Annotated in this window: 24 protein-coding genes and 1 tRNA gene; 17 read left to right on the forward strand and 8 right to left on the reverse strand. The window is 63.4% G+C overall.

The features are described 5' to 3' along the window. Positions 1-62: 62 nt before the first annotated feature. Together U5A57_RS15850 and crcB are read left to right on the forward strand one after the other, a co-directional pair. Positions 63-809 carry an SDR family oxidoreductase gene (locus tag U5A57_RS15850; protein WP_321912360.1) on the forward strand — a complete coding sequence of 249 codons (747 nt, stop codon included), beginning with the start codon at positions 63-65 and terminating at the stop codon, positions 807-809. 168 nt (positions 810-977) lie between these two features. Beyond that, positions 978-1,358 carry a fluoride efflux transporter CrcB gene (gene crcB, locus U5A57_RS15855; RefSeq protein ID WP_321912362.1) on the forward strand — a complete coding sequence of 127 codons (381 nt, stop codon included), beginning with the start codon at positions 978-980 and terminating at the stop codon, positions 1,356-1,358. Between the two features lie 67 nt (positions 1,359-1,425). Here the strand turns inward: crcB and cfa are convergent, their stop codons facing one another. Beyond that, complete coding sequence (gene cfa / locus U5A57_RS15860; RefSeq protein ID WP_321912363.1) at positions 1,426-2,589, reverse strand: cyclopropane fatty acyl phospholipid synthase; 1,164 nt, start codon at positions 2,587-2,589, stop codon at positions 1,426-1,428. Positions 2,590-2,824: 235 nt separating this feature from the next. On the opposite strand from cfa, the gene U5A57_RS15865 reads away from it, so the two are divergent. Further along, the gene (locus U5A57_RS15865) at positions 2,825-3,241 is read left to right on the forward strand and encodes an HIT family protein (RefSeq protein ID WP_321912365.1); all 417 of its coding nucleotides are present in this window, start codon (positions 2,825-2,827) and stop codon (positions 3,239-3,241) included. A 20-nt stretch (positions 3,242-3,261) separates the two neighbouring features. Here the strand turns inward: U5A57_RS15865 and U5A57_RS15870 are convergent, their stop codons facing one another. Together U5A57_RS15870 and U5A57_RS15875 are read right to left on the reverse strand one after the other, a co-directional pair. Then, a complete protein-coding gene (locus tag U5A57_RS15870) occupies positions 3,262-3,933 on the reverse strand; it encodes a nitroreductase (protein WP_321912366.1) in 672 nt (223 codons plus the stop codon). An 86-nt stretch (positions 3,934-4,019) separates the two neighbouring features. Beyond that, positions 4,020-5,225, reverse strand: coding sequence for a porin (locus tag U5A57_RS15875; RefSeq protein ID WP_321912368.1), 1,206 nt, complete (start codon positions 5,223-5,225; stop codon positions 4,020-4,022). A 220-nt stretch (positions 5,226-5,445) separates the two neighbouring features. On the opposite strand from U5A57_RS15875, the gene U5A57_RS15880 reads away from it, so the two are divergent. Beyond that, a tRNA-Ser gene (locus tag U5A57_RS15880) sits at positions 5,446-5,536 on the forward strand. 235 nt (positions 5,537-5,771) lie between these two features. On the opposite strand, the gene U5A57_RS15885 is transcribed toward U5A57_RS15880, so the two are convergent. The 4 genes from U5A57_RS15885 to acs all read right to left on the reverse strand — a co-directional run bounded on the left by U5A57_RS15885 (position 5,772) and on the right by acs (position 11,361). Continuing rightward, positions 5,772-6,626, reverse strand: coding sequence for a potassium channel family protein (locus U5A57_RS15885; RefSeq protein ID WP_321912369.1), 855 nt, complete (start codon positions 6,624-6,626; stop codon positions 5,772-5,774). A 271-nt stretch (positions 6,627-6,897) separates the two neighbouring features. Further along, positions 6,898-8,916, reverse strand: a complete 2,019-nt coding sequence (locus U5A57_RS15890; protein ID WP_321912371.1) for a VC_2705 family sodium/solute symporter — start codon at positions 8,914-8,916, stop codon at positions 6,898-6,900. Continuing rightward, positions 8,913-9,278, reverse strand: coding sequence for a DUF4212 domain-containing protein (locus U5A57_RS15895; RefSeq protein WP_321912372.1), 366 nt, complete (start codon positions 9,276-9,278; stop codon positions 8,913-8,915). Before U5A57_RS15895 ends, U5A57_RS15890 begins: the two co-directional genes overlap by 4 nt. A 100-nt stretch (positions 9,279-9,378) precedes the next feature. Further along, the gene (gene acs / locus U5A57_RS15900; protein WP_321912374.1) at positions 9,379-11,361 is read right to left on the reverse strand and encodes an acetate--CoA ligase; all 1,983 of its coding nucleotides are present in this window, start codon (positions 11,359-11,361) and stop codon (positions 9,379-9,381) included. 356 nt (positions 11,362-11,717) lie between these two features. Here acs and U5A57_RS15905 point away from each other — a divergent pair, with 356 nt between their 5' ends. From U5A57_RS15905 to U5A57_RS15945, 9 genes are all read left to right on the forward strand, one after another. Beyond that, positions 11,718-12,611, forward strand: a complete 894-nt coding sequence (locus tag U5A57_RS15905) for a DMT family transporter (RefSeq protein WP_321912376.1) — start codon at positions 11,718-11,720, stop codon at positions 12,609-12,611. A gap of 176 nt (positions 12,612-12,787) precedes the next feature. Further along, positions 12,788-13,432: a TIGR00645 family protein gene (locus tag U5A57_RS15910; protein WP_321912378.1), complete on the forward strand. Its 645-nt coding sequence runs from the start codon at positions 12,788-12,790 to the stop codon at positions 13,430-13,432. Positions 13,433-13,484: 52 nt separating this feature from the next. Further along, a complete protein-coding gene (locus U5A57_RS15915) occupies positions 13,485-15,008 on the forward strand; it encodes a fumarate hydratase (protein WP_321912380.1) in 1,524 nt (507 codons plus the stop codon). Positions 15,009-15,211: 203 nt separating this feature from the next. Beyond that, entirely contained in the window at positions 15,212-15,691 is a 480-nt protein-coding gene (gene bfr / locus U5A57_RS15920) for a bacterioferritin (protein ID WP_233882110.1), read from the forward strand. Positions 15,692-15,762: 71 nt separating this feature from the next. Continuing rightward, the gene (gene murI, locus U5A57_RS15925; RefSeq protein WP_321912382.1) at positions 15,763-16,623 is read left to right on the forward strand and encodes a glutamate racemase; all 861 of its coding nucleotides are present in this window, start codon (positions 15,763-15,765) and stop codon (positions 16,621-16,623) included. 363 nt (positions 16,624-16,986) lie between these two features. Further along, positions 16,987-17,241: a bacterioferritin-associated ferredoxin gene (locus tag U5A57_RS15930; protein WP_321912384.1), complete on the forward strand. Its 255-nt coding sequence runs from the start codon at positions 16,987-16,989 to the stop codon at positions 17,239-17,241. 288 nt (positions 17,242-17,529) lie between these two features. Continuing rightward, on the forward strand, positions 17,530-18,261 hold the full coding sequence (locus tag U5A57_RS15935) for an energy transducer TonB (RefSeq protein WP_321912386.1): 732 nt from the start codon (positions 17,530-17,532) through the stop codon (positions 18,259-18,261). A 47-nt stretch (positions 18,262-18,308) separates the two neighbouring features. Continuing rightward, positions 18,309-19,055 (forward strand): MotA/TolQ/ExbB proton channel family protein, encoded by a 747-nt coding sequence (locus tag U5A57_RS15940; RefSeq protein WP_321912387.1) that lies wholly within the window; start codon positions 18,309-18,311, stop codon positions 19,053-19,055. An 18-nt stretch (positions 19,056-19,073) separates the two neighbouring features. Continuing rightward, positions 19,074-19,493 carry an ExbD/TolR family protein gene (locus U5A57_RS15945; RefSeq protein WP_133183537.1) on the forward strand — a complete coding sequence of 140 codons (420 nt, stop codon included), beginning with the start codon at positions 19,074-19,076 and terminating at the stop codon, positions 19,491-19,493. 429 nt (positions 19,494-19,922) lie between these two features. Here U5A57_RS15945 and U5A57_RS15950 read toward each other — a convergent pair whose 3' ends face one another. Next, entirely contained in the window at positions 19,923-20,963 is a 1,041-nt protein-coding gene (locus tag U5A57_RS15950) for a LysR family transcriptional regulator (RefSeq protein WP_321912390.1), read from the reverse strand. Positions 20,964-21,084: 121 nt separating this feature from the next. Here U5A57_RS15950 and U5A57_RS15955 point away from each other — a divergent pair, with 121 nt between their 5' ends. The 4 genes from U5A57_RS15955 (at position 21,085) to hemP (ending at position 23,463) form a co-directional block, all read left to right on the forward strand. After that, positions 21,085-21,966: a pirin family protein gene (locus U5A57_RS15955; RefSeq protein WP_321912392.1), complete on the forward strand. Its 882-nt coding sequence runs from the start codon at positions 21,085-21,087 to the stop codon at positions 21,964-21,966. 136 nt (positions 21,967-22,102) lie between these two features. After that, positions 22,103-22,501 (forward strand): OsmC family protein, encoded by a 399-nt coding sequence (locus U5A57_RS15960; RefSeq protein ID WP_321912394.1) that lies wholly within the window; start codon positions 22,103-22,105, stop codon positions 22,499-22,501. 38 nt (positions 22,502-22,539) lie between these two features. Continuing rightward, positions 22,540-23,025: an SRPBCC family protein gene (locus tag U5A57_RS15965; protein WP_321912395.1), complete on the forward strand. Its 486-nt coding sequence runs from the start codon at positions 22,540-22,542 to the stop codon at positions 23,023-23,025. 177 nt (positions 23,026-23,202) lie between these two features. After that, positions 23,203-23,463, forward strand: coding sequence for a hemin uptake protein HemP (hemP, locus tag U5A57_RS15970; RefSeq protein WP_321912397.1), 261 nt, complete (start codon positions 23,203-23,205; stop codon positions 23,461-23,463). Positions 23,464-23,727 lie beyond the last annotated feature (264 nt).

The following is a 23,727-nucleotide window of genomic DNA, read 5'->3' on the forward strand; positions in this document are numbered from 1 at the left end:
CGCCGCCGCGGTTTCATTCATGATCGAGCCCGTCCACATCACTCACGAGAAGGGTTCCGATCATGAACGCATCCGCGAACGCGAGCGGCGTCGCCATCGTCACGGGCGCCTCGCGCGGCATAGGCGCCGCCATTGCCGAACGCCTCGCACGCGACGGTTACGCCGTCGTCATCAACTACGCCTCGCGCAGCGCCGAAGCCGAAGCGCTGGTCGCGAAAATCGCGGCGCAAGGCGGTCGCGCCATCGCTGTGCAAGCGAACATCGCGAAGGCCGACGAAGTGCGGCGGCTCTTCGAAACCACAGCAGAAACGCTGGGCCAGCCCACGTTGCTGGTGAATAACGCAGGCATCATGAAAACGGTCACCGTTGCGGAATCGACCGACGCACTCTACGACGAAACCTTCGACATCAACGTACGCGGCACGCTCAACACGCTGCGCGAAGCGGCGACGAAACTCGCGGACGGCGGCCGCGTGATCAATTTCTCGACCTCCGTGCTCGCGATGAACCTGCCCGGCTACGCGCTCTATACGGCAAGCAAGGCCGCTGTGGAGACGATCACGCGCGTGTTCGCACGTGAATTGCGCGGACGCTCCATTTGCGTGAACGCGGTCGCGCCGGGGCCGGTGGCGACGGAATTGTTCCTCAGCGGCAAGACCGAAGAGCAGGTCCAGCATTTCGCGAACATGCCGCCGCTTCAGCGCCTCGGGCAACCTGACGACATTGCGAGTGTCGTGTCGTTTCTCGCCGGGCCGGACGGCGGCTGGGTCAACGGCCAGGTGCTGCGTGCGAACGGCGGGATCGTCTGACGCACCGCCCTGCAATGGTTCGAGACAGAACCAGGTCTGAGGATAAAGCGCCATGGCATGGAACCGCCGGTCTCGGCCGGTGCTACACTCCGTGCTCGAAAGCGGTAGAAAAACAGAGCCGGCGGGATGGCGCGCCGGCGCATATTGCGCCCTCAACCACTCCAGACCATGTATCTGTCCATCCTCGCCGTCGGCATTGGCGGCGCGCTCGGTTCGCTGCTGCGCTGGGTTCTCGGGCTGCGTCTGAATGCCCTCTACCCTGAGCTGCCGCTCGGCACGCTCGCGTCGAACGTCATCGCGGGCTATGTGATCGGCGTCGCAGTCGCGTACTTCGGACGCATGCCGCAGCTTTCCGCCGAATGGCGCCTCTTCGTGATCACGGGCCTTATGGGCGGGCTCTCCACGTTCTCGACCTTCTCAGCAGAAGTCGTTTCGCATCTGCAGCACGGACGTTTCGGCTGGGCCGCGGGCGAAATCGCCATACACGTATGCGCCTCGGTCATCATGACGATCCTTGGCATTGCAACGGTCTCGGCACTGATTCGCTGATTCCCAAAGAAAACGGCCGCGTTCGCCATTCGCGCAACGCGGCCGCTTGGGTGATGCAACGGGAAGATCAGGCAGGACGCTGATAGCCGCCCAGCAAGCCGTTCTTCGAAAACACCCACTGCCACAGCTGGATGTCGCGCGCGCGGAATGCCCCGGCGCACGACAGCAGGTAGTAACGCCACATGCGGTAGAACCGCTCGCCCATCTGCGCCTTGAACCGCGGCCACGCCGCCTCGAAATTCGCATGCCACGCCATGAGCGTGCGATCGTAGTCGGCGCCGAAGTTATGCAGGTCCTCGGTCACGAAGAGGCCGCCCGAAGCGTCGGCGATCTGGCCGATAGTCGGCAGCATGCCGTTCGGGAAGATGTATTTGTCGACCCACGGGTCGGGCGTGGTGTCGCGGCGGTTCTTGCCAATGGTGTGCAGTACGAAGAGACCGTCGTCGGCAAGACAGCGCTGTGCGACTTCCATATAGGTGCGATAGTTCTTCGGGCCCACATGCTCGAACATGCCCACGCTCGCGATGCGGTCGAACTTCTCGTCGAGCAACCGGTAGTCCTGCAAACGGAATTCGACGGGCAGATCCTTGCAGCGCTCGGCGCCGAGCGCGGCCTGCTCCTTCGAGATCGTCACGCCCACGCACGACACGCCATAGTTTTCGGCCGCGAATTTCATGAGGCTGCCCCAGCCACACCCAATGTCGAGCAGGCGCATACCGGGCTTCAGACCCAGCTTGCGGCAGATGAGATCGAGCTTCGCCTCCTGCGCCTCATCGAGTGTCTTCGCGCCGCCCGACCAGTAGCCGCAGGTATAGGCCATGTGCTTGTCGAGCATCGCCTCGTAGAACTCGTTGCCGATATCGTAGTGCTGCTGGCCCACCTTCCATGCCCGGCGCACGGTCTGGCGGTTCATGAGGCGCGCTTTGAGCGCGTAGAAGACGAGACGGGAGGGATCGATCTGGTCATCCAGATGCGCGCGCAACACATGTGCGAAGAATTCGTCGAGTTGCTCGCAGTCCCACTGGCCGTCCATGTAGGCCTCGCCAAGGCCCAGGTTGCCTAGCGCCAGCACGCGCTCGGGCACCTGCGGGTCATGGATGCGCATGTCCCACGGCCGGGTGCCGTTGAATTTGACGTCTGCGCGCGCCAATAGCTGGGCTATAAAGCGCCAGGCCCCCGATACGGCGGCCTCACGAACGGGATGAGCTGCTTCGAGATCAGTCGTTGCCATACGTGCTCCATGTCGGCTGGAGTCGGGTCCTTGGTACCTGGCTCCCATGCCATTCAAGAGGTTGCAATCAAGACATTCGTCGTCGCGCGCGCTGCGAGAAACTCTATGATGCACCTACTTCAAAAAACGTGCAGGAACACGCACAGCCCATACAGGGCGGGCCATAATCGCAAACTCGACAAAACCCATCGCCCGGACGCTGGCAAACAGCGCGCCTGAACTGGAGAAACCCACCATGGCCTATGACGACAAAAATATCTTCGCCCGCATCCTGCGCGGCGAAGCGCCCTGCATTAAGGTGTACGAGGACGACGCGACGCTTGCGATCATGGACGTCATGCCGCAATCCGAAGGCCACCTGCTAGTGCTGCCGAAAGAAGGCGCTGAATTGATTTACGATCTTTCGCCGGAAGCCGGTGCCGCTGCGATGGCGACGGTGCAAAAGATGGCGGCTGCGCTGCGCAAGGTACTTGCACCCGAAGGCCTGTTGATCGCGCAGTTCAACGGCGCCGCCGCCGGGCAAACCGTACCGCACGTGCACTTTCATCTGATTCCGCGCCGCGCGGGCGAAGAACTGCGCCCGCACTCGCGTGAAATGGCCGACATGGCGCAGCTCGAAGCGCTCGCCGCGCGCATTCGCGCAGCACTGTAAGCGATATGTATTATTAAAGCTTAAATGCCGTCGAATTGAACGAATTCGTCGAGCGGTGCGCGCGCCGAGCGCCACTGGTTAATAGGCGCGCGCGTGTCTTCATGACCGATCGCCATGCCGCAGAACACCATGCGTTCGCGCGGCAAGGCGAGAAACTCGCCAACGCTTTGCGCGTAGCGCGCCCAGCATTCCTGCGCGCAACTATGCAGACCGGCTTCGCGCAGGAGCAGCATCACCGTCTGCAGGAACATGCCGAGGTCGGCCCATTGCGGCGGCCCCATCTGACGATCCACGGTGCAAAAGAGCGCGAGCGGCGCGTCGAAAAACGCGTAGTTGCGCGCAAACTGACGCAACCGGCCCGGCCGGTCCTCGCGAGCGACGTCGATGCTTCGGTAGAGATCCTCGCCCACCTGATAACGACGCTCGCGATACGGCGAACCCAGGTCGCGCGGATACACGTCGTACTCCATCGGCTCGCCCGCAGGCGCCTGCGCAATGCGATCGGCCATGATCGACTTGAGCTTCGCGAGCGATTCGCCGCCCACGACATGAACGTGCCACGGTTGCAGATTGCCGCCAGAGGGTGCGCGCGCAGCGGTATCGAGCACGCGGCGAATGACGGCGGGGTCCACCGGATCGGGCAAAAACTGACGCACGGACTTGCGGCTGGTAACGGCTTCGCTGACCTTCAAGCAGGTTCTCCTCGGGGGATCGACGAAGCATTATCGGCGATCCCCCGCGCGGCTGCCGACGCTTGCCGCAGGTGCTCGTGCTGGCGTCAGAACTTGTGACGGATCCCCACCACGACGAGCGCCTGATTGTCGGCGCCCGAACTCACGCCGAAGTCGCCGATCGATGCCTGCGCAACGATGCTGGAGCCATTCGTGCTGAGCGTGTGGCCGCTCGCCTTCTGGTAACCGGCTAGCGCGTAGAGATCGGTGCGTCTGGAAAGCGAGTAGTCGCTACCCAGGTTCACCTGGTTGTAGTGCGCCGACGAGGGGCCGGTGAGCGATGTGTAGTTGTAGCCCGCGCCCGCACGTAGCGCCGGTGTGATCTGATAGTTCAGGAACGCCGAGCCGCTGTTGAATTTTGCGGTTTGGTGGAAGGTTGAGTACGCATCGTTTGCGTATTGCGTGTTCGACCAGGCCAGCCCGAAGCTCAATGCGCCCACCGCATAGCTGCCGCCCGCGCGCACGATCTGGATGGAGCTTGCGCTCGCGAAGCCCTGGTTGATGACCGTGTTGAAGAGACTGTCCGAACTGCTCGTCCACGTGCGCACGCCGGAAGTGAGCGTGCTGCCGCCGTTGGCGAAGAAGTAGCCGGCCGCGAGCGAGAGCGGGCCGTTCGAGTATGCGGCGCCGAAGCTGTAGGTCTGGCCGCTGCCGGTGGCGCCGGCTACGCCGCCGAAGGCATACAACGCTTCGAACTGCAGCCCGGCGATGAGCGGGCTCGCGTACTTGACCGAGTTGCTCACGCGCAGGCTGTTGTCGTAGTTGTCGAGGTCGCCTGGCGTGCCGAACACACCGCCGAATGGACCGTCGGCGGTAAGCGGCTGCACGAGATCGACGAGCGGATCGTACTGGCGGCCGAGCGTGAGCGTGCCCCACGTCGTGCTGGCGAGACCGACGATGGCCTTGCGCCCGAATTCGCGGCTGCCCTGCCCGAGCGCGCCGGTGCCCACGTTGAAGCCGTTTTCGAGCTGGAAGATGGCGGCGAGGCCATTGCCGAGATCCTCGGTGCCGCGCAAGCCCCAGCGGCTGCCCGAGAGATTGCCGCTGCTGAACTTGACGAGCGTGGACTGGTTCTGGCCGCTCGTGCTCTGGGCATTGTGCACGTAGGCGATGCCGGCGTCGACAATGCCGTACAGCGTGACGCTGCTTTGTGCGTGAGCGGTGGTGGCGAGTGTCGCGCAAGTTGCGGCGAAGGCGAGCGCGAGCGCAGCGGTTAGCGGGCGGCGTGAGAGGGCGGCGTTTTTGTTGTTCATGCAGGGCGTTCCGTTGCGTGTGGTGGTGGTCGCTGCGCGGTCCTTGCGAGGCGGCTGCAAGGCCGGTGCGGCAACGTTACGGAAAGCCCGGGAAGCGGGGAACGAACGAATTCTGCGTTGCTTAGCGGGGTCGGCGGTCTTTGCAAAGCGCAGATCGTGCCAGCTTCTGCGCGAGCGCTTTCCTCCCGCGCGCGGACTCTGCTATAATTCGCCTCCCGCCGGAGAGATGGATGAGCGGTTTAAGTCGCACGCCTGGAAAGCGTGTATAGGTTAATAGCCTATCGGGGGTTCGAATCCCCCTCTCTCCGCCAGAACGCCAATGAATACGGGCCTTTCGGCCCGTTTTTCATTTCTACCCGCCGCCGCATCGGCTACGCCCCCTCGCCCATCGAACTGACCCGTCGCTCGACATCGCGACGTTGCTCGCGCTAGCGTCGCCTTTACGATCCGCTAGCCAACGCAACACAGAAGTCTCGAATCGTTGACCTCACAGCAAATGGCGGGCAGACCGCAATGGCCTGCTTTCGCCTGCTGCGTCCACGAGATTTACGCCTTCTCAACCACATCCACGGTTGACGTAGCCGTGGCCGTACTCGCTACCGCGAGAGGTTTGGGGTCGGCATTCGCCGCGGTCGCCGGTTGGGTAACGGCGACAAAGCCTGGCAGGAAGGCAACGATGCGCGAAAGCATGATCATGCCCAGCAGAAAACCAATCAAACCTTGAAGCGCAGCAGCAAATTGCGTGGCATGAATCGGCGATACGTCGCCGTAACCAATCGTGAGTTGCGTGACGACGCTAAAATACAAACCGTGCCCCGAGGTTGCACTTTCGGCGTTGCCATATACGAAGTGCGCCCAGGATGACCCATAGAAAATGGCAAAGCAAATCGCGACTTCGAACCAGTTCCACATGCCGAGAATGACCATCCTTGGCACAGAAGCCACGTGATTGGCTACGCCATTACGCACGGGGTCGAACAAATTGATGTTGATCACCGTCTCGACGATCTCGAAGACGCGATATGCCGGCACTGCGATGAAGCACAAAACGGACAAGCCGCTGGCAATGCCCACAACGGACCGATGCGAGTCTCCGAATTTCCCGACTACCAAGCCGGCCAGAAGGAGTAGGACTTCGAAGCAAAACCAGCACAGCATGTACTGCTCGACTCGCTGGCTTCGGCTCGTCACCTTTTTAAGACGCTGCTCCCTGTCCTCACTTTTTTCATTTGACGTCTCGCCTTCCTTGAAGTCGCTGATCGACGTCACGCGCTCTGTCCCGATCCACCGCTGAGCCAGGGACGCCCTGTGCATATAGTAGAAAGTGCGCTCGATACTGTGGGATATGGGTCCCAGTTCCTTCAAAGGACCCGTTGCAGCGCGTTTAGCTTGCTTAACCATTCAGAACTCCCGCCAAACACGGTTTATCGACAAGCGATCTGATTTCTTCAGGGGACGCGAGGCAAGCCGCGAGTCAGCGGTCGTAAGCGCTTATGAATGCGGCGAGTTGGTCAAACGGGTCGCCAACAGAAAAAAGCGTCGGGCCACGGCCCGACGCCGAATTCCCGCGTACTGCTTCGAGGACCGGCGCGGGAACGAGAGGACTTCAGTATCCCCTCTCCCGCGCATTGGCAAAGTGCTCGAACGCACACCCGCAATCACGTCCCTACCCTCACGGGTGCCGGATATAGTCCACCAACGCAAGCGTATAAGCGTCCGGCTTACGATCGAGCAAACTCACGCCAATCGCCACGAGAAATCCTGCAGGCACACCGAACACGCCCGAACTGATCGGCTCGATGCCAAACCATCGCGCACCCACAAAGCCCGTAAGTTGCGTAAAGAACGGGTACGTCGAGACGATGTAATAGACGCACACGGTCAAGCCCGCAACCATGCCGGCCACCGCCCCCAACCGAGTCGTGCGCTTCCAGAACACGCCGAGCACGAGCACGGGAAAGAGACTCGAAGCCGCGAGTGAAAACGCCGCCCCCACCAGAAAAAGAATGTTGCCCGCGTTGAGCGACGCCACATACGAAGCGAACAGCGCCACGCCGAGGAGCAGGATCTTCGACATCGTCACGCGCCGCTGGCTCGACGCGTCCGGATCGACCATGTGGTAGTACACGTCGTGCGAAAGCACGTTCGAGATCGTGAGCAGCAGGCCGTCCGCAGTCGAAAGCGCCGCCGCGAGCGCGCCCGAAGCAATGAGCCCCGACATCACGTACGGCAGCCCCGCGATTTCCGGTGCAGCGAGCACGACCATGTCGGGCTGCATCTGAATATCGCTCCATCGCACCACGCCGTCGCCGTTCACATCCGCGATGCCGATGAGATACGGCTCGACGCGCCGCCACTGCATGACCCAATGCGGCAGATCGTCGAAGCGCTGCCCTACCAGATGCGTGAGGATCTCGAACTTGATCAGCACCGCGAGCACGGGCACGGTCAGATAAAAGAGCGCGACGAAGAAGAGCGTCCAGCCCACCGAGCGCCGCGCCGAGGCCACCGAAGTCGTCGTGTTGTAGCGCGTGAGGATGTGCGGCAGGCTCGCCGTGCCAAGCGACAGGCAGAGGAGTAGCGAGAGGAAATTGCGTTGATGAATGCGCCGCTCCGCTTCGTCGGCGGCGGGGAACGGCTCGTTCATCGGCACGGGCGGCGTGGCGCGCTCGAGCAGGTCGTCGCGTTGGCGCGTCCACATCATGCGTGCGGCGTCCACGTCTCGCGGGAACGCGTTCAATTGACGCTCGAGCGAATCGATATCGCGCAGCGGACCGTTGTGGCGGCGCAGGTCCGCAAGCGACTCGACGAGGTGCGTCTTCTCCGCGACATACGACTGCGGCAGCGTGTCAAGGCGCGTCTGCCACTGCGCCGCGCCCTTGCGGTATGCGTCGCGCACGGTAGCCTCGGCACTCGCGCCGCGCACGTCGCGCTCGAGCGCTTCCACGCGCCGCATCACGTTGCCGTAGTCGGCTTGCGGCAGCCAGCCGAGGCCGTCGCGATGCGCGATCAGCGAAACCGGAATCAGGATGGCCGCAATCAGAATGATGTATTGCGCGACCTGGGTCCACGTGACGGCGCGCATGCCGCCGAGAAACGAGCACACGAGTATGCCCGCCAGCCCGCAAAAAATGCCGATGGCGAAATCCACGCCGATGAAGCGCGTGGCGATGAGCCCGACACCCTGGATCTGCGCGACGAGGTAGACGAACGAGCAGAGGATGGTCGCGAGCACGGCGAGCGCGCGCACGAGGTTGCTCGAAAAGCGCGTGCCGAGGAAGTCGGGAATCGTATAGCGCGCGAGCTTGCGCACATACGGCGCGAGCAGGAAGGCGACGAGGCAGTAGCCGCCTGTCCAGCCCATCAGATACGCGAGGCCGTCGTAGCCGCTCGCGTAGAGCGAACCTGCGAGGCCGATGAACGACGCGGCGGAAAGCCAGTCGGCGGCCGTCGCCATGCCGTTGAAGAACGAGGGCACGCGCCGCCCGGCCACATAGTATTCGACGAGGTCGGACGTGCGCGAAAGCAGCCCGATCACCGCGTACACCGCGATCGGCACGAACAGGAATACGTAGCCGATCCACATACCGGGGCCGGTGGAAAGCTCGATGCGCCACATCACATAGACGAAGGCGAGAAACCCGAGCGTGTACAGCGCGTAGGAGCGGATTAGCCGGTGCGCGAGCTTCATCGTTGCTGGGCCCTGCTCGCCTCGCGTATGGCGGCGTCGGCTTCGCGCGCGGCTTGCAGCACGCGGTCGGCGCGCTGCATCAGCACGATATAGATCGTGACAAGCAGCACGTACAGCAGGATCGCGCCCTGTGCGCCCAGGTAGAACGGCAGGCTGAAACCCGCGAAACGCACGTTGGCGAGCGTGCGCGCAAAGAGCGGCGCGACGAACGAGACGAGAAAGCCGATCGTCATGAGCACGGCGATCAGCGCGACGTTGAAGCGCCAGTAGCGCCGATGCGCATGCGCCATCGCCTCGCTCACCGGAGGCGGCTCAGGCAAGGGATTGAGATTGTTCTGTGGTGTCGTGTGTGGCGCGGCCATGCGCCTGTGTAGCAAAAACGCGTATGGCCGGCAATCGGGGTCAATGCGGGGAGCAATGCGACGCGCGGCGCCAGGCAAGGCGCCGCGCGAACCTCAGCGTTTAGAGCGATTCGCCAAGCTGATCGAGAATCGCCGGGTTTTCCAGCGTGGAAACGTCCTGCGTGATCGCCTCGCCCTTCGCGAGCGAGCGCAGCAGGCGGCGCATGATCTTGCCCGAACGCGTCTTCGGCAGGTTTTCGCCGAAGCGGATGTCCTTCGGTTTCGCGATCGGGCCGATTTCCTTGCCCACCCAGGCGCGCAGATCGTTGGCAAGCTTCACGGCCTCGTCGCCTTGCGGACGCGTGGCCTTGAGCACCACGAACGCCACCACGGCTTCGCCGGTGGTGTCGTCGGGGCGGCCCACCACGGCGGCTTCGGCCACGAGCGGGTTCGCCACCAGCGCCGACTCGATCTCCATCGTGCCAAGGCGGTGCCCCGAGACGTTCAGCACGTCGTCGATACGGCCCATGATCGTGAAGTAGCCGGTGTCCTTGTCGCGCACGCTGCCGTCGCCCGCCAGATACAGCGTGCCGCCCAGTTCCTCGGGGAAGTAGCCCGACTTGTAGCGTTCCGGCTGCCCCCAGACGTTGCGGATCATCGACGGCCACGGGCGCTTGACGACGAGAATGCCGCCCTGCCCGTTCGGCACGTCCTGGCCGGTTTCGTCGACGATCGCGGCCATGATGCCTGGCAGCGGCAGCGTGCACGAGCCCGGTACGAGCGGCGTCGCGCCCGGCAGCGGCGTGATCATATGGCCGCCCGTTTCGGTCTGCCACCACGTATCGACGATCGGGCAGCGCTTGCCGCCCACGTTTTCGTAGTACCACACCCACGCTTCGGGATTGATCGGCTCGCCAACCGTGCCGAGAATGCGCAGCGACGAAAGGTCGTAGCTCTTCGGGTGCACCTTCGCATCGGCTTCGGACATCTTGATGAGCGAGCGAATGGCGGTGGGCGCCGTGTAGAACACTGTGACCTTGTGCTTGGCGATCATGTCCCAGAAGCGGCCCGCGTTCGGGTACGTGGGCACGCCTTCGAACACCACCTGGGTCGCGCCGATCGAGAGCGGTCCATAAGCAATGTAGCTGTGGCCCGTGATCCAGCCGATGTCGGCCGTGCACCAGAACACGTCGCTCGGCTTGTAGTCGAAGGTCCACTTCATGGTTTGCGCGGCCCACAGCAAGTAGCCGCCCGTGCTGTGCTGCACGCCCTTCGGCTTGCCCGTCGAGCCCGACGTGTAGAGGATGAAGAGCGGGTGTTCCGCGCCCACGGGCACCGGCGCGCACGTGTCGCTCTCGGCCGCCGAGACTTCGTGCATCCAGTGGTCGCGGCCTTCGCGCCAGGCGACCTTGCCACCCGTGCGCTGGTACACGATCACGCTGTGCACCGCTTCGCAGCCGCCCATGGCGAGCGCTTCGTCGGCGATGTTCTTCAGCGGCAGCGCCTTGCCGCCGCGCATCTGTTCGTCGGCGGTGATGAGCGCGACCGCGCCCACGTCGACCATGCGTTCGTTGAGCGACTTCGACGAGAAGCCGCCGAACACCACCGAGTGCGTCGCGCCAATACGTGCGCAGGCCTGCATGGCGACTACGCCTTCGACCGACATCGGCATGTAAATGACCACGCGGTCGCCCTTCTTCACGCCGCGTTTCTTCAGCGCATTGGCGAAGCGCGAGACGCGCGCGAGCAGGTCCTTGTAGGTGACGTTCGTGACGGTGCCGTCGTCGGCTTCGAAGACGATCGCGACGCGCTCGCCATTGCCCGCTTCGACGTGGCGGTCGAGGCTGTTGTACGAGGCGTTGAGTTCGCCGTCTTCGAACCACGTGTAGAACGGCGCTTTCGATTCGTCGAGCACCTTCGTGAACGGCTTTTGCCAGGTCAGCGTTTCACGCGCGAGGCGCGCCCAGAAGCCTTCGTAATCGCGTTCGGCTTCGGCGCACAGCGCCTTGTAGGCGTCCATGCCGGACACCGTGGCGCCAGCCACCGTTTGCTCGGAAGGCGCAAAGACGCGGCGTTCCTGAAGAACCGATTCAATCGCAGACATCGACAACCCCTTGGTGAAGATGAAACGTCAAACTCGTGGACACGCATGAGCATCTTCAATGCCCCTGCGCGCCGTCTCCGTGCGCCGCCGCCCATACGGGCGCGCGGCGCTATTGGCTTGCGCTGCAAGCCGCCATTGTGGCATTGCAGCATGCATGGCGGCGCGCTTCTGAGCACGACTCGCAGCACGAACGTGCGGCAAGACGATCGGCGCAAACCACCCATGCCGGCAAGATTAAGCGTAGCAACTTACCACCCACTTACGCGCGCACATGCAGGCATTGCAAGTCGCGCGCCATGGCACGCAAGTAAGCAGACATTTAGAATGCTAACTGAACTGCGCACCCGGATTCCAGCTTGAATCGCTATTACATGTTTCTCATTGCCTCGATGCTGCTCGTGGGCAGCAACGTCGGCATCGGCAAGTCGATCGTCGCCTTCATTCCTGTTCCACTCTTTGCGTTGCTGCGCTTCGTGGTCGCCCTCGCGGTGCTCGGCCCGCTGCTGCGCCGCTCCAAAATGCAACAGGTGAAGCGCGGCGAATGGGTCAATCTGTTCCTCCAGGCGCTCTTTGGGACATTCGGGTTTACGCTGCTGATGCTCGGCGGCGTGCATCGCACGAGCGCGGTCGCGGCCGGCGTCATCACGAGCACGATTCCCGCCGTGGTCGCCCTCTTCTCCTGGCTCTTCCTGCGCGAGCGCCCCGATGCGCGCGCGCTCGCCTCCATCGCGCTCGCCATTGCCGGCATCGCCGTCATCAATCTCGCACACGTGGGCGGCGGCGATACCGGCGCAAGCTCGTTCGTCGGCAACCTGATGGTGCTCGGCGCGGTGTGCTGCGAATCGCTCTATGTGATCCTGTCGCGCCGGCTCACCCAAACGCTCGCGCCACTCGACATCTGCGCATACACACACTTGTTCGGCTTTCTGCTGATGCTGCCCGTGGGACTGCCCGGCGCACTGTCGTTCGATTTTTCTGCCGTGCCCGCAGGCATCTGGTGGCTCGCGCTCTGGTACGGGCTTTCGGCGAGCGTGTTCTCGTTCTGTCTCTGGATGATGGGCATTCGCCACGTGCCGGGCAGTATCGCGGGCGTGTTTACCGCCGTGCTGCCCGTGGCGGCCGCTCTCTATGGCATCACGTTCCTTGGCGAGCGCCCCACACCCGCGCACGGCATTGCGCTCGCCTGCGTGGTAGCCGGCATCGGGCTCGCGAGCCTCAAGGCAAAGCGTCTGCCGACCGTGGTCTCATGAGCGCCGCGTAATCAGGTTGAAAGCATCGCAGCGGGCGCGGGCCTGTCGGAATCCCGGCGGGCCCCTCCTGCGACGCTGTACAATAGCGCCCGCCCGGCCCCTCGCGCGCGCCTTCTGGCCCCAACCAGACGACCTCGCCCCTGCGGCCCCGCCCGATTTCGCCACCGTGATTGCCCATGTCCGCCGCACGCCCCCAGCCGCCTTCCGCCGCCGCACCGGGTAAAGCCCGTCGCCGCATGCGTCCGCTGCCCAGCATCATCTTCATGAGCCGCTGGCTGCAGGTGCCGCTCTATCTGGGTCTGATCGTCGCGCAAGCCGTGTACTGCGTGCTGTTCCTCAAGGAGGTCTGGCACCTCGTGAGCCACGCCACCACGCTCGACGAAACCAGCATCATGCTGGCCGTGCTCGGCCTGATCGACGTGGTGATGATCTCGAACCTGCTCATCATGGTGATCGTGGGCGGCTACGAGACCTTCGTCTCGCGCCTGAATCTCGAAGGCCATCCCGACGAGCCCGAATGGCTCGACCACGTGAACGCCGGCGTGCTGAAGGTCAAGCTCGCCATGGCGCTCATTAGCATTTCGTCGATCCACCTGCTCAAGACCTTCATCAATCCCGACGCCGCTTCGTCGCATACGGTGATGTGGCAGGTGATCATCCACGTGGCGTTCCTCGCTTCCGCGCTCGTGATGGCGTGGATCGACCGCATCACCACGCATACGCACCCCGAACACTATCAGGAGCTCGCCGCGCGCCATCCGGTGCCAGGCGGGCATGCGCTCGCGCGTCAGGCGGTTCCCGAAACCGCCGACGCAGACTGAACCGCGCTCGCTGTACATAAATTCAAAACACCCGTCCCCACAGAAGCTAGCCATGACCGTCATCAAACAGGAAGACCTCATCCAGAGCATTGCGGATTCGCTGCAATACATCAGCTACTACCATCCGCAGGACTACATCGAGGCACTCGGCCGCGCGTACGAGCTCGAAGAGAGCCCGGCCGCGAAGGACGCGATCGCGCAGATCCTCACGAACAGCCGCATGTGCGCCGAAGGCCGCCGCCCGATCTGCCAGGACACCGGCATCGTCACGATCTTCGTGAAGGTCGGCATGGACGTGCGTTGGGACGGCGCCACGATGGGCGTGACCGACATGATCAACGAAGGCGTGCGCCGCGGTTACCTGAACCCGGACAACGTGCTGCGCGCCTCGATCGTGAGCCCGCCCGAAGGCGGCCGCAAGAACACGAAGGACAACACGCCGGCCGTGATCCACTACGAGATCGTGCCGGGTGACAAGGTCGACGTTCAGGTGGCGGCCAAGGGCGGCGGCTCGGAGAACAAGTCGAAGTTCGTCATGCTCAACCCGTCCGACTCGATCGTGGACTGGGTGCTCAAGACCGTGCCGACGATGGGCGCGGGCTGGTGCCCGCCGGGCATGCTCGGCATCGGCATCGGCGGCACCGCCGAAAAGGCGATGCTGATGGCCAAGGAATCGCTGATGGAGTCCATCGACATCCAGGACATCATCAAGCGCGGTCCGAAGGACTGGATCGAAGAACTGCGCGTAGAACTGCACGAGAAGGTCAACGCGCTCGGCATCGGCGCGCAGGGTCTGGGCGGCCTCGCCACCGTGCTCGACGTGAAGATTCACGCGGCTCCCACGCACGCCGCTTCGAAGCCCGTCGCGATGATCCCGAACTGCGCGGCCACGCGCCACGCGCACTTCGTGCTCGACGGCTCGGGCCCGGCCAAGCTCGAAGCGCCCTCGCTCGACGCATGGCCGAAGGTCAACTGGGAACCGAACACGGAAACCAGCAAGCGCGTTGACCTCAACACGCTCACGCCGGAAGAAGTCGCTTCGTGGAAGCCGGGCCAGACGCTCTTGCTCTCGGGCAAGATGCTCACGGGCCGCGACGCCGCGCACAAGCGCATCGCCGACATGCTCGCGAAGGGCGAGAAGCTGCCGGTGGACTTCAAGAACCGCGTGATCTACTACGTTGGCCCGGTCGATCCGGTGCGCGACGAAGTGGTCGGCCCGGCAGGCCCCACCACGGCCACCCGCATGGACAAGTTCACCGAACTGATGCTCTCGCAAACGGGCCTCATCTCGATGGTCGGCAAGGCCGAGCGCGGCCCGGTCGCGATCGAGGCGATCCAGAAGCACAAGGCGGCTTACCTGATGGCGGTGGGCGGCGCGGCTTACCTCGTTTCGAAGGCGATCCGCGGCTCGAAGGTCCTCGCGTTCGAAGACCTCGGCATGGAAGCCATCTACGAGTTCGACGTGCAGGACATGCCGGTGACGGTCGCGGTCGATTCGTCGGGCACCTCGGTCCACAAGACCGGCCCCGCCGAATGGCAAGCAAAGATCGGCAAGATTCCGGTCGCCACGGTTTGATGCTCGCCTGATGCCTGTTTAAAAACCGGGGCCTCGCGCCCCGGTTTTTATTTGCGCCGCGAGAAAGCGTACTGAGATTAATTCTCAGCACACAGTAAATCGCCGATATTTACCGCAATTCAACGTAGATTCGGCCTTGGCTTTTGTGTATTGAGCGTTTATTGTTGGAAACCAGCCACCGCCCCACAAAGAAAGGAAAGACTATGCAAGGCGACAAGAAGGTCATCGAATATCTGAACGCGCAGCTCAAGAACGAGCTCACGGCTATCAATCAGTATTTTCTGCATGCCCGCATGTACAAGCACTGGGGCCTCGAGAAACTCGGCAAGCATGAATATGACGAATCGATCGGCGAAATGAAGCATGCCGACTGGCTCATCGAACGTATTTTCATGCTCGACGGTCTGCCGAACCTGCAAGACCTGCACAAGCTGCTGATTGGCGAGGAAACCAAGGAAATCATCGAGTGCGATTTGAAGCTCGAACAGATTTCGCAGTCCACCTGCAAGGAAGCCATTGTGTATTGCGAATCGGTGCGTGATTTCATTTCGCGCGAAATCTTCGTGAAGATTCTCGACGACACCGAAGAGCATATCGACTGGCTCGAAACGCAACTCGACCTCATCGGTAAGATCGGCATCCAGAATTACCAGCAGTCGGCCATGGGTTCGGTAGAATCCTGATCGCACGCCTCGCGGCTTGCGCGCATCCGTCCGCCTTGCGGATGCGCACCCACCCTTCTGCGCCCATCTCCGTGAACCTACCGGCCTCTTCCCGCGCTGCGCCTGTCGGCATTTTCGACTCCGGTCTCGGCGGCCTTTCGGTGCTTCGCGCCGTGCGCGCGCTGCTGCCCGCGGAACGGCTCGTGTACGTCGCCGACTCGCGCTACGCGCCGTATGGCCAGCGCGACGACGACTTCATTGCCGACCGCACGCTCGCGATCTGCGAATGGCTAGTCGCGCAGGGTGCGAAGGCGCTGGTAGTGGCCTGCAACACGGCCACGGCGCAGTCCATCGCGCTCGTGCGCGAGCGGCTCTCCGTCCCGCTCGTCGGGGTGGAGCCTGGGATCAAGCCGGCGGCGCTGGTTTCGAAATCGCGCGTGGCCGGCGTGCTCGCCACCCAGGTCACGCTGCGCAGCGCACGCTTTCAGGCGCTCGTGGAACGTCACGCCGCCGACCTGCGCGTGCTGTGCCAGCCTGGCCATGGCCTCGTGGAAGCCGTGGAGCGCTGCGACATTAGTTCAGCCGAATTGCTCGCACTGCTGCGCGCCTACGTCGAGCCCATGCTCGACGCGGGCGCCGACACGCTCGTGCTCGGCTGCACGCACTACCCGTTTCTCGACACCGCGATCCGCTCGATCGTCGGCGAACGCATGACGCTCGTCGACACGAGCGTCGCCATCGCCCGGCAGCTCGAACGCGTGCTCGACCAGCACGGCCTGCGCGCGGGCGGCGAGCCTGCAGGCGCGGGCGCCGACGACATCCGCTTCTGCTCGACGAGCGACGGCGCGCATTTGCATGAGCTGGCCGCCGCGCTGCTGGGGCTCGACGCCAATGTCGAACGCGTGGTCATCCCCTCGCGCCGCACGCGGGAACTCGAAGCGAACGCGGCCTGACGCGCCGGCGCTACACCAGGCGCAATTCCAGAGTTTGCGATTCGCGTTTCGCAGGGTGTTGTCGTTTCAACCCCGTTTCTGCGCGCCTGACTCACCGCCCGCGTACCATCTGGCTCCTGCCTGAAGCCCGCTAGCAAGCTCCATCGCCGCTACCCAAACCTGCGGGGCTAACGCCACGGCTGACCGCTTGCCGGCCCGTTCAGCGCCTTGGCAACCATCCCTCTCTCGTCCGTCATTTCCTGACCCAAAGCAAAACCCCTGCTAAGCATCCGGTTTTGTTACAAAAAATCCGTCTACCCGCTTGCCAAACCCAGCAAACATAATGATAATAATTCGCATTAACTCTCTCTATTGCGGTCCATCATGATTGTCTGCGTTTGCAAATCCGTCTCCGACCGGACGATCCGCGCCTCCATCGAGGAAGGCATGGATTCTTTCGACGAGCTGCAGTTCGAGCTCGGCGTCGCGACCTGCTGCGGCAAGTGCGAAGAATCCGTTCGTGACGTGATGGCGCAAAGCGGTGTTTGCGCGAGCCGCTGCGGGGTGACGCATCCGGTCGCCCCCGCCGTAGTCCCTCATGCGGTTCCGCTCACGTTTTACGAGCGCAAGGCTGCCTGAAGCCATGGCGCGCATCCAGCCACCGATGCGCGCCCGCCCCGTCCGCCCGCTTAGCCAAAGGCGCCTCGCGTGCCAGGCGCCGCGGATGTCAAATCGCCGCCGACAGCAAGCCCGTCTCCCGACCAGCCAGCTACCGCTCGTGACCCTCAAAGGAGGTCGTGATGGAATTGCTGATCGGATTCGTAACGACGCTGTGCATCTCGCTGTTGATCTTTCGCAAATAAAGCTGCCCGACACGACGCGCCGGTTCGCCTGCGCGCCGCTGTCCGCATGGCAGCCACGCTAAACATGCAGGCTTTCCAAACCACCGCTGGCACGCTGCCGTCTTCCACTGTTCACGTCAATCGCCGTGTCGTCACGGCGAGCGCGATCGTGGTCGCGCTGCATGCCGCGCTCATCGGCGTCGTGCTGATGAAGCGCGAACCCGTGACGCCCGTCGCACTCCTGTCGCAAACGATGACGGCCGAACTGCTCAAGCCCGAGCCGGTCGCCGCCCCCGCTGCGATTCAGTCCACGCCCACGCCGCCACCGCCCAAGCCGGTCCCGCACGTGACGCGCGAAAAGCCGAAGGTGCAGCCCAAGCCCAAGCCGACTCCGCTGCCCGTGGCCGAAGCGCCCTCGCAGCACGCGATCGAGTCGGCCGCGCCTAGCGCGCCAACGCCGCCGGCTCCCACGCCGCCCGCGCCCGCACCGCAAGCCGCCGCGGCCACCGACGCCAAGCCGACCATGGCGCTTTCGGCGCCCAAGAACGTATCGCACCTCGACTGCCGCATCGTGCAGCCCGACTATCCGACGCTCTCGCGCCGGCGCGGCGAAACGGGCACGGCCTTCGTGCACTTCGTCGTGGGCCTCACCGGCAAGATCGAGAACATCGAGCTGAAGAAGTCGAGCGGCTCCGCCCGCCTCGACGACGCCGCGCTCGACGCGATGCGCCAAAGCTCGTGCAAGCCGTACCTGGAAAACGGCGAAGCCGTGCGCGCGGCCTACACGCAACCCTTCGAGTTCAGCCTGAACGATTGACCGGCTGAAGTCACACGCTTTCATGAATTGAATAAAGAGGACTAACAATGCAGAACTACGGTATCGCCCACGTCTGGGCGCAAGGGGATTTCGTGACGCGCGGCATCGCGCTCGCGCTGTTGATCATGTCGGTGCTGTCGTGGTGCGTGATCGTCGTGAAGGGCTGGAACGTCGCGCGACTCAAGCGCCTCACGAAGAACGCCGAGCAGCAGTTCTGGCACTCGGACGATCTCGCCGACGGCGTGAAGAAACTCGGCAGCGGCTCGCCTGAAGACAACCCGTTCCTCGCGCTCGCGCTGTCGGGCCAGGAAGCCGCCGATCATCATCACCAGACGCAGCCGCATCTGCACGACCGCATGGACGTGTCGGACTGGGTCACCCGCTGCCTTAAGGACACCATGGACGAGTCGGTCGCGAAGATGCAAAGCGGCCTCGCCATTCTTGCCTCGATCGGCAGCACGGCGCCGTTCGTCGGCCTGTTCGGCACGGTGTGGGGCATCTATCACGCACTGCTTACGATTGGCGCAACGGGCCAAACCTCGATCGACGCCGTGGCCGGCCCCGTGGGTGAAGCGCTCATCATGACCGCGTTCGGCCTGTTCGTCGCCATTCCCGCCGTGCTGGGCTACAACGCCCTCACCCGCGCCAACAAGGCAATCGTCTCGAAGCTCAACCGCTTCGCGCACGGCCTGCATGCCTTCTTCGTGACGGGCGCGCGCCTCTCCTCGACGGCCCGTGGCCAGTCGAAGGAAGGCAACACGGGCAACCTGCGTGTCGCTGCGCGCAGCCATTAAAGAGCGGAGGCAAGCATCATGGCGATGAGCCCCTTTGCCAGCGACGACGACGATGGCCTGATGAACGAAATCAACATGACGCCGCTCGTCGACGTCATGTTGGTTCTCCTGATCGTTTTCATGGTGACGATTCCCGTGATTCGTCACGCCGTGAAGATCGACCTGCCGCACGCGAGCAGCCAGAAGGAAGACACGAAGCCCGCGCAGATCAATATCTCGATCGAAGCGGACGGCACGGTGCTGTGGGACGGCACGCAAGTGGACGACGCAGCGCTGAACCAGAAGATCGCGGCCGCGGCGCAAACCACGCCGCAGCCGGAACTGCATTTGAACGCGGACCGCAAGGTGCAATACGAACGCGTTGCACAGGTGATGTCCGCGGCGCAGAGCGGCGGCCTCACGAAGCTTGGCTTCGTCACCGACCCGGCGCATCACTAAGCGGCTCGCTGCGTGCATCGGTGCGCGCAGCACGCTTAATTCAGCGGTACAAAGTAAAAGGCCTTCATCGTCAGATGAAGGCCTTTTTTCGTGCGCACGCGGCGCATTCGGGCGGTGGCGGCGACTCCCCGACAATCGATCGGTTCACACCGGCACATGCGACTGCCGTGGGCAACACGGACTGCGCTTTCGGCCCTGAAGGCCCACTATGATAGCGGCCATCAATTCCCGCTCAAGACCGGTGCTTGGCGAGAAGGACTTCAATATATTCCTCTCGCTTCACGCCTACAAGAGTTAGGCCATTGAATGTAGCGATGGCTGGTCACGCTTGAATGCCTAAAAACAAATGGCGCTATACGTAATGCACGAATGCACTGCGCAGCAAGCCAAGCTTCATACAAGCGCACGCGCGTGCACGTTCGCAAAGCTTCATGCCGTTTCGATCTTGCTGGCGCTCTTTGTGCGTGGCAGCCCAACCTGCGCGCTCGGTGTGCTCTGCCCTTCTGCCTTCGCTGCAAGCGCGGCAACGTCGCTTCTGAGCGGACACTCCTGCTGCAAGCTCTTATCGGCATCGAGCACTTCCACGAGGTAATCGACGAAGGCGCGCACGGCGGGAACCATACCCTGACGCGAGAGGAATACCGCATAGAGTTGCGGCACCGGCAACGTCCAGCCCGGCATCACGGGCGAGAGCTTGCCCGTGCGCAGCGCGGCGCCATACATCATCTCCGGCAATGCAGCGATGCCAAGGCCTTGCAAGGCGGCCTCACGGATCGTCGTGAGATCCGCGGTGATGAGGCGCGGCTCGTGTTCGTGTGAATGACGCGTGCCATCGGGTGCGATGAGCTGGAACACGTGGCGCCCGTCGCCCGTGGGTGTATCGAGCGTTTCGAAGCGCGAAAGGTCCTCGGGGGTGAGCGGCGGCGCGTTCTGCGAGAGCAGGCTCGGCGCACCCACCAGCATCTGCTCGGTGCGCCACAGCGGCCGCACCACGATATTGGCGTTCTGCGGCGGCTCGGAGCGCACGCGCAACGCGATATCCACGGAATCTTCGAACAGGTCGATCACGCGGTTCGTCACGCGCATCACCACCCGCACCTCAGGGTAGCGATGCATGAATTCCGGAATCACCTGCGAAAAGATGGTCTGCGAAAGCGTGACCGGCACACTCACGCGCACCGTGCCGCGCGGCGACGAGCGCAGCGACTGAACGACGTTCACCGCGGCCTGCGCTTCGGCGAGCATCGCACGGCAATGCTCGTAGAAGAGTTCGCCCGCCTCCGTCAGCGCGAGCTTGCGCGTGGAGCGCTGCAACAGGCGCACGCCGAGCGAGGCCTCGAGTTCGCTCACCCGCCGCGACAGACGCGACTTCGAGATGCCAAGCACGCGTTCGGCAGCGGAAAAGCCGCCATGCTCGATCACCTGCGAGAAGTACATCAGGTCGTTGAGGTTATGCGAATCGATTTTCATGTCGTCGTTCCAGCGATGGGACAATCCATTGCGATGAGGCCGTAAAACAGGCCAAATTGGGTACCTATAATAGCGGTTTGTTTCGCATATAACGCAATTCCCACAATTCGAGGTGAGATCCATGACCACGACCCGCACGATCGAACGCGTTTATCCCGCAGTTCGCACCACCGAGGGTGGCGGATTCATCGTCCATCGGCCGTTCCCGACCCGCCAGCTGATGGACTTCGATCCGTTCCTGCTGCTCGACGAGATGGGCCCCGTTGATTACGCGCCCGGCGAGGCCAAGGGTGCGCCCGACCACCCGCACCGCGGTTTCGAAACCGTCACTTACATGGTCGAGGGCCGCTTCGGCCATAAGGACTCGGCGGGCCACTCGGGCACGCTGCGCCCCGGCGACGTGCAATGGATGACGGCCGGCGCAGGCGTGATCCACAGCGAAATGCCCGACCCCGAATTCACGCGCACGGGCGGCCGCATGCATGGTCTGCAGCTGTGGGTGAACCTGCCCGCGCGCGACAAAATGATGGCGCCGCGCTACCAGGAACTGCCCACGGAGCAAATTCCGGTGGGCCGCTCGAAGGACGGCAAGGTCTCGGTGAAGGTCATTGCCGGCGAAGCGCTCGGTGCAAAGGCCGCAATCGAAACGCGCACGCCGATTCTCTACCAGCACTTCACGCTCGCGCCCGGCGCGCGCGTGGAGCAGCCGGTGCCGAGCGAATACCGCGTGTTTGCATACGGGCTCTCGGGCACCGGTCTGTACGGCCCGCAGGGGCAAGCCATCGATGCCCAGCAGATGGTGACGTTCGCGAGCGACGGCGACACCGTCACGATCGCCGCTTCGGCCGACGCGAGCGCGCCGCTCGAGGTGCTGCTGATCGGCGGCGTGCCGCTGAACGAACCGGTCGTGCGCTACGGCCCGTTCGTGATGAACACGGAGCAGGAGATCCGCCAGGCGGTGCTCGACTATCAGGCCGGGCGCATGGGACGCATCGCTCACTGAAACCGGGGCGAGCGCCGCAGCGGGTTCTGTCGCATCGCCACAGGCACGCCCGCTTTCCGTCACAATAAGGTTTCCGGAGCGCGCAACGCAGGTCGCGCGCCCGTCCCTCTTTAACCGTCCCGCCCGCGAGGAGCGCATGGCCGAACCCGCAGTCACCGCACACATTGGCTCGACGAACTATCAGGTCCAGTTCGACGACGGCACCCACACCTGGATCGCGGACGAACCCGCCTCGCTCGGCGGCGGCGACCGCGGACCGTCGCCCTTCTCGCTCTTGCTCTCGAGCCTTGGCGCCTGCACTTCCATCACGCTGAAGATGTACGCGCAGCGCAAGGAGTGGCCGCTCGAAGGCGTACGCGTGAAGCTCACGATGGAAACCGGCAGCGAAGGCACCAGGATCGACCGCCAGATCGCGCTCGAAGGCGCACTCACCGAAGAGCAGCGCGAGCGCCTGCTGCAGATCGCCAACGCCTGCCCGGTCCACAAGGTGCTCACGAACACGATCGCGATCCGCACGGGCCTCGTCGTCGCTTGAGCGGCGGCGCAAGGACACAAACACAGGAAGGCGCCGCCTTGAATTTCGAACACCTCATCCAGATCAACGATCCGCTGAACCCGCTCGTCGAGGCCATGACGCGCGAGCAGCTGTGGGAAGGGCTGGTGCTGCGCGCCGAGCAGCCGCAGCTCTTCGTGATCGGGCTCGACAGCTGCACGATCCTCTCGCGCACCGAGAGCACGATGGAGCGCGAGCTGCACTATGGCCACGCCACGGTGCGCGACCGCGTCACGCTCACACCCAACGAGAGCGTGCGCTACGACATCATGGCAACGCCCGAGTACGTGGGCGGCTCGCTCACGATGACGATCGAGCAGCCCGATCCGCTGCAGCTCTTTCTGCGCTTCGAGTACCGCACGACGCTGCCGACCGCCGACACCGAGGACGATCGCCAGACCTCCGAGATCGTGAAGTCGGCTTATCGCGAGTCGGATATCGACACCGTGCGGCTCATCCGCCAGTTCGTGCAAGGCGACGGCAACGCGCCGAACGCGCTGCACTGAAGGCACCCGGCGTTTGTCAAACCGCCCTGTGCGGGATGGCAAACGCCGATTCATGACACAACGTCCGCTTCGGCTCAGGCTATCGGTTTTCGATTTCGATGAATATCTCGTAGTTGTAAATGTGAACGATTATCATTTAGAATCATTCCATCGAATCGAGACAAAGACGTCACGTTCATGACCGAACTGAACCGCACCTCCACGCTAAGCTTGCGCCGCAACGGCAGCTCGGCACTGACCAGCGCACGGCCCAAACCTGCCGTCGCTCAGCCGAAGCCGCGCAAAATCGCCGAAACGGCGGCCGCCGCGCCAGGCGACGAGCGCAAGCTGGATAGCGCGGCGCTGCTGCAAGGCCGCAGCCATGTGAGCATCATGCACAACGGCGAGACGTATCAGCTGCGGGCCACCCGGCTCGGCAAGCTGATCCTGACGAAATAGGAAACCGCGAGGTTTCAACCGGGTATTGTGGGGACCGCCTCCTCTGAGAGGCGTTGGGGCATTAGCCAGCAACGACGGCTTGCACGCGAGATCTAGACCCCTTCGTGCAGACATCCTTCAAGCTTCAAGCCAGCCGTCGAAGCAAGCCACGCCATTTTTTTGTTCTCACAGCTGTGTCGATCCGGAGTTGGCGCTTTAGCGCGTACTCCGGTCCCATGCAAAGCACGGAGTGGCGCGCGAAGCGTGAGCCGCCCGAGGCTATGC

Source organism: Paraburkholderia sp. J11-2 (assembly GCF_905220185.1).
GTDB lineage: Bacteria > Pseudomonadota > Gammaproteobacteria > Burkholderiales > Burkholderiaceae > Paraburkholderia.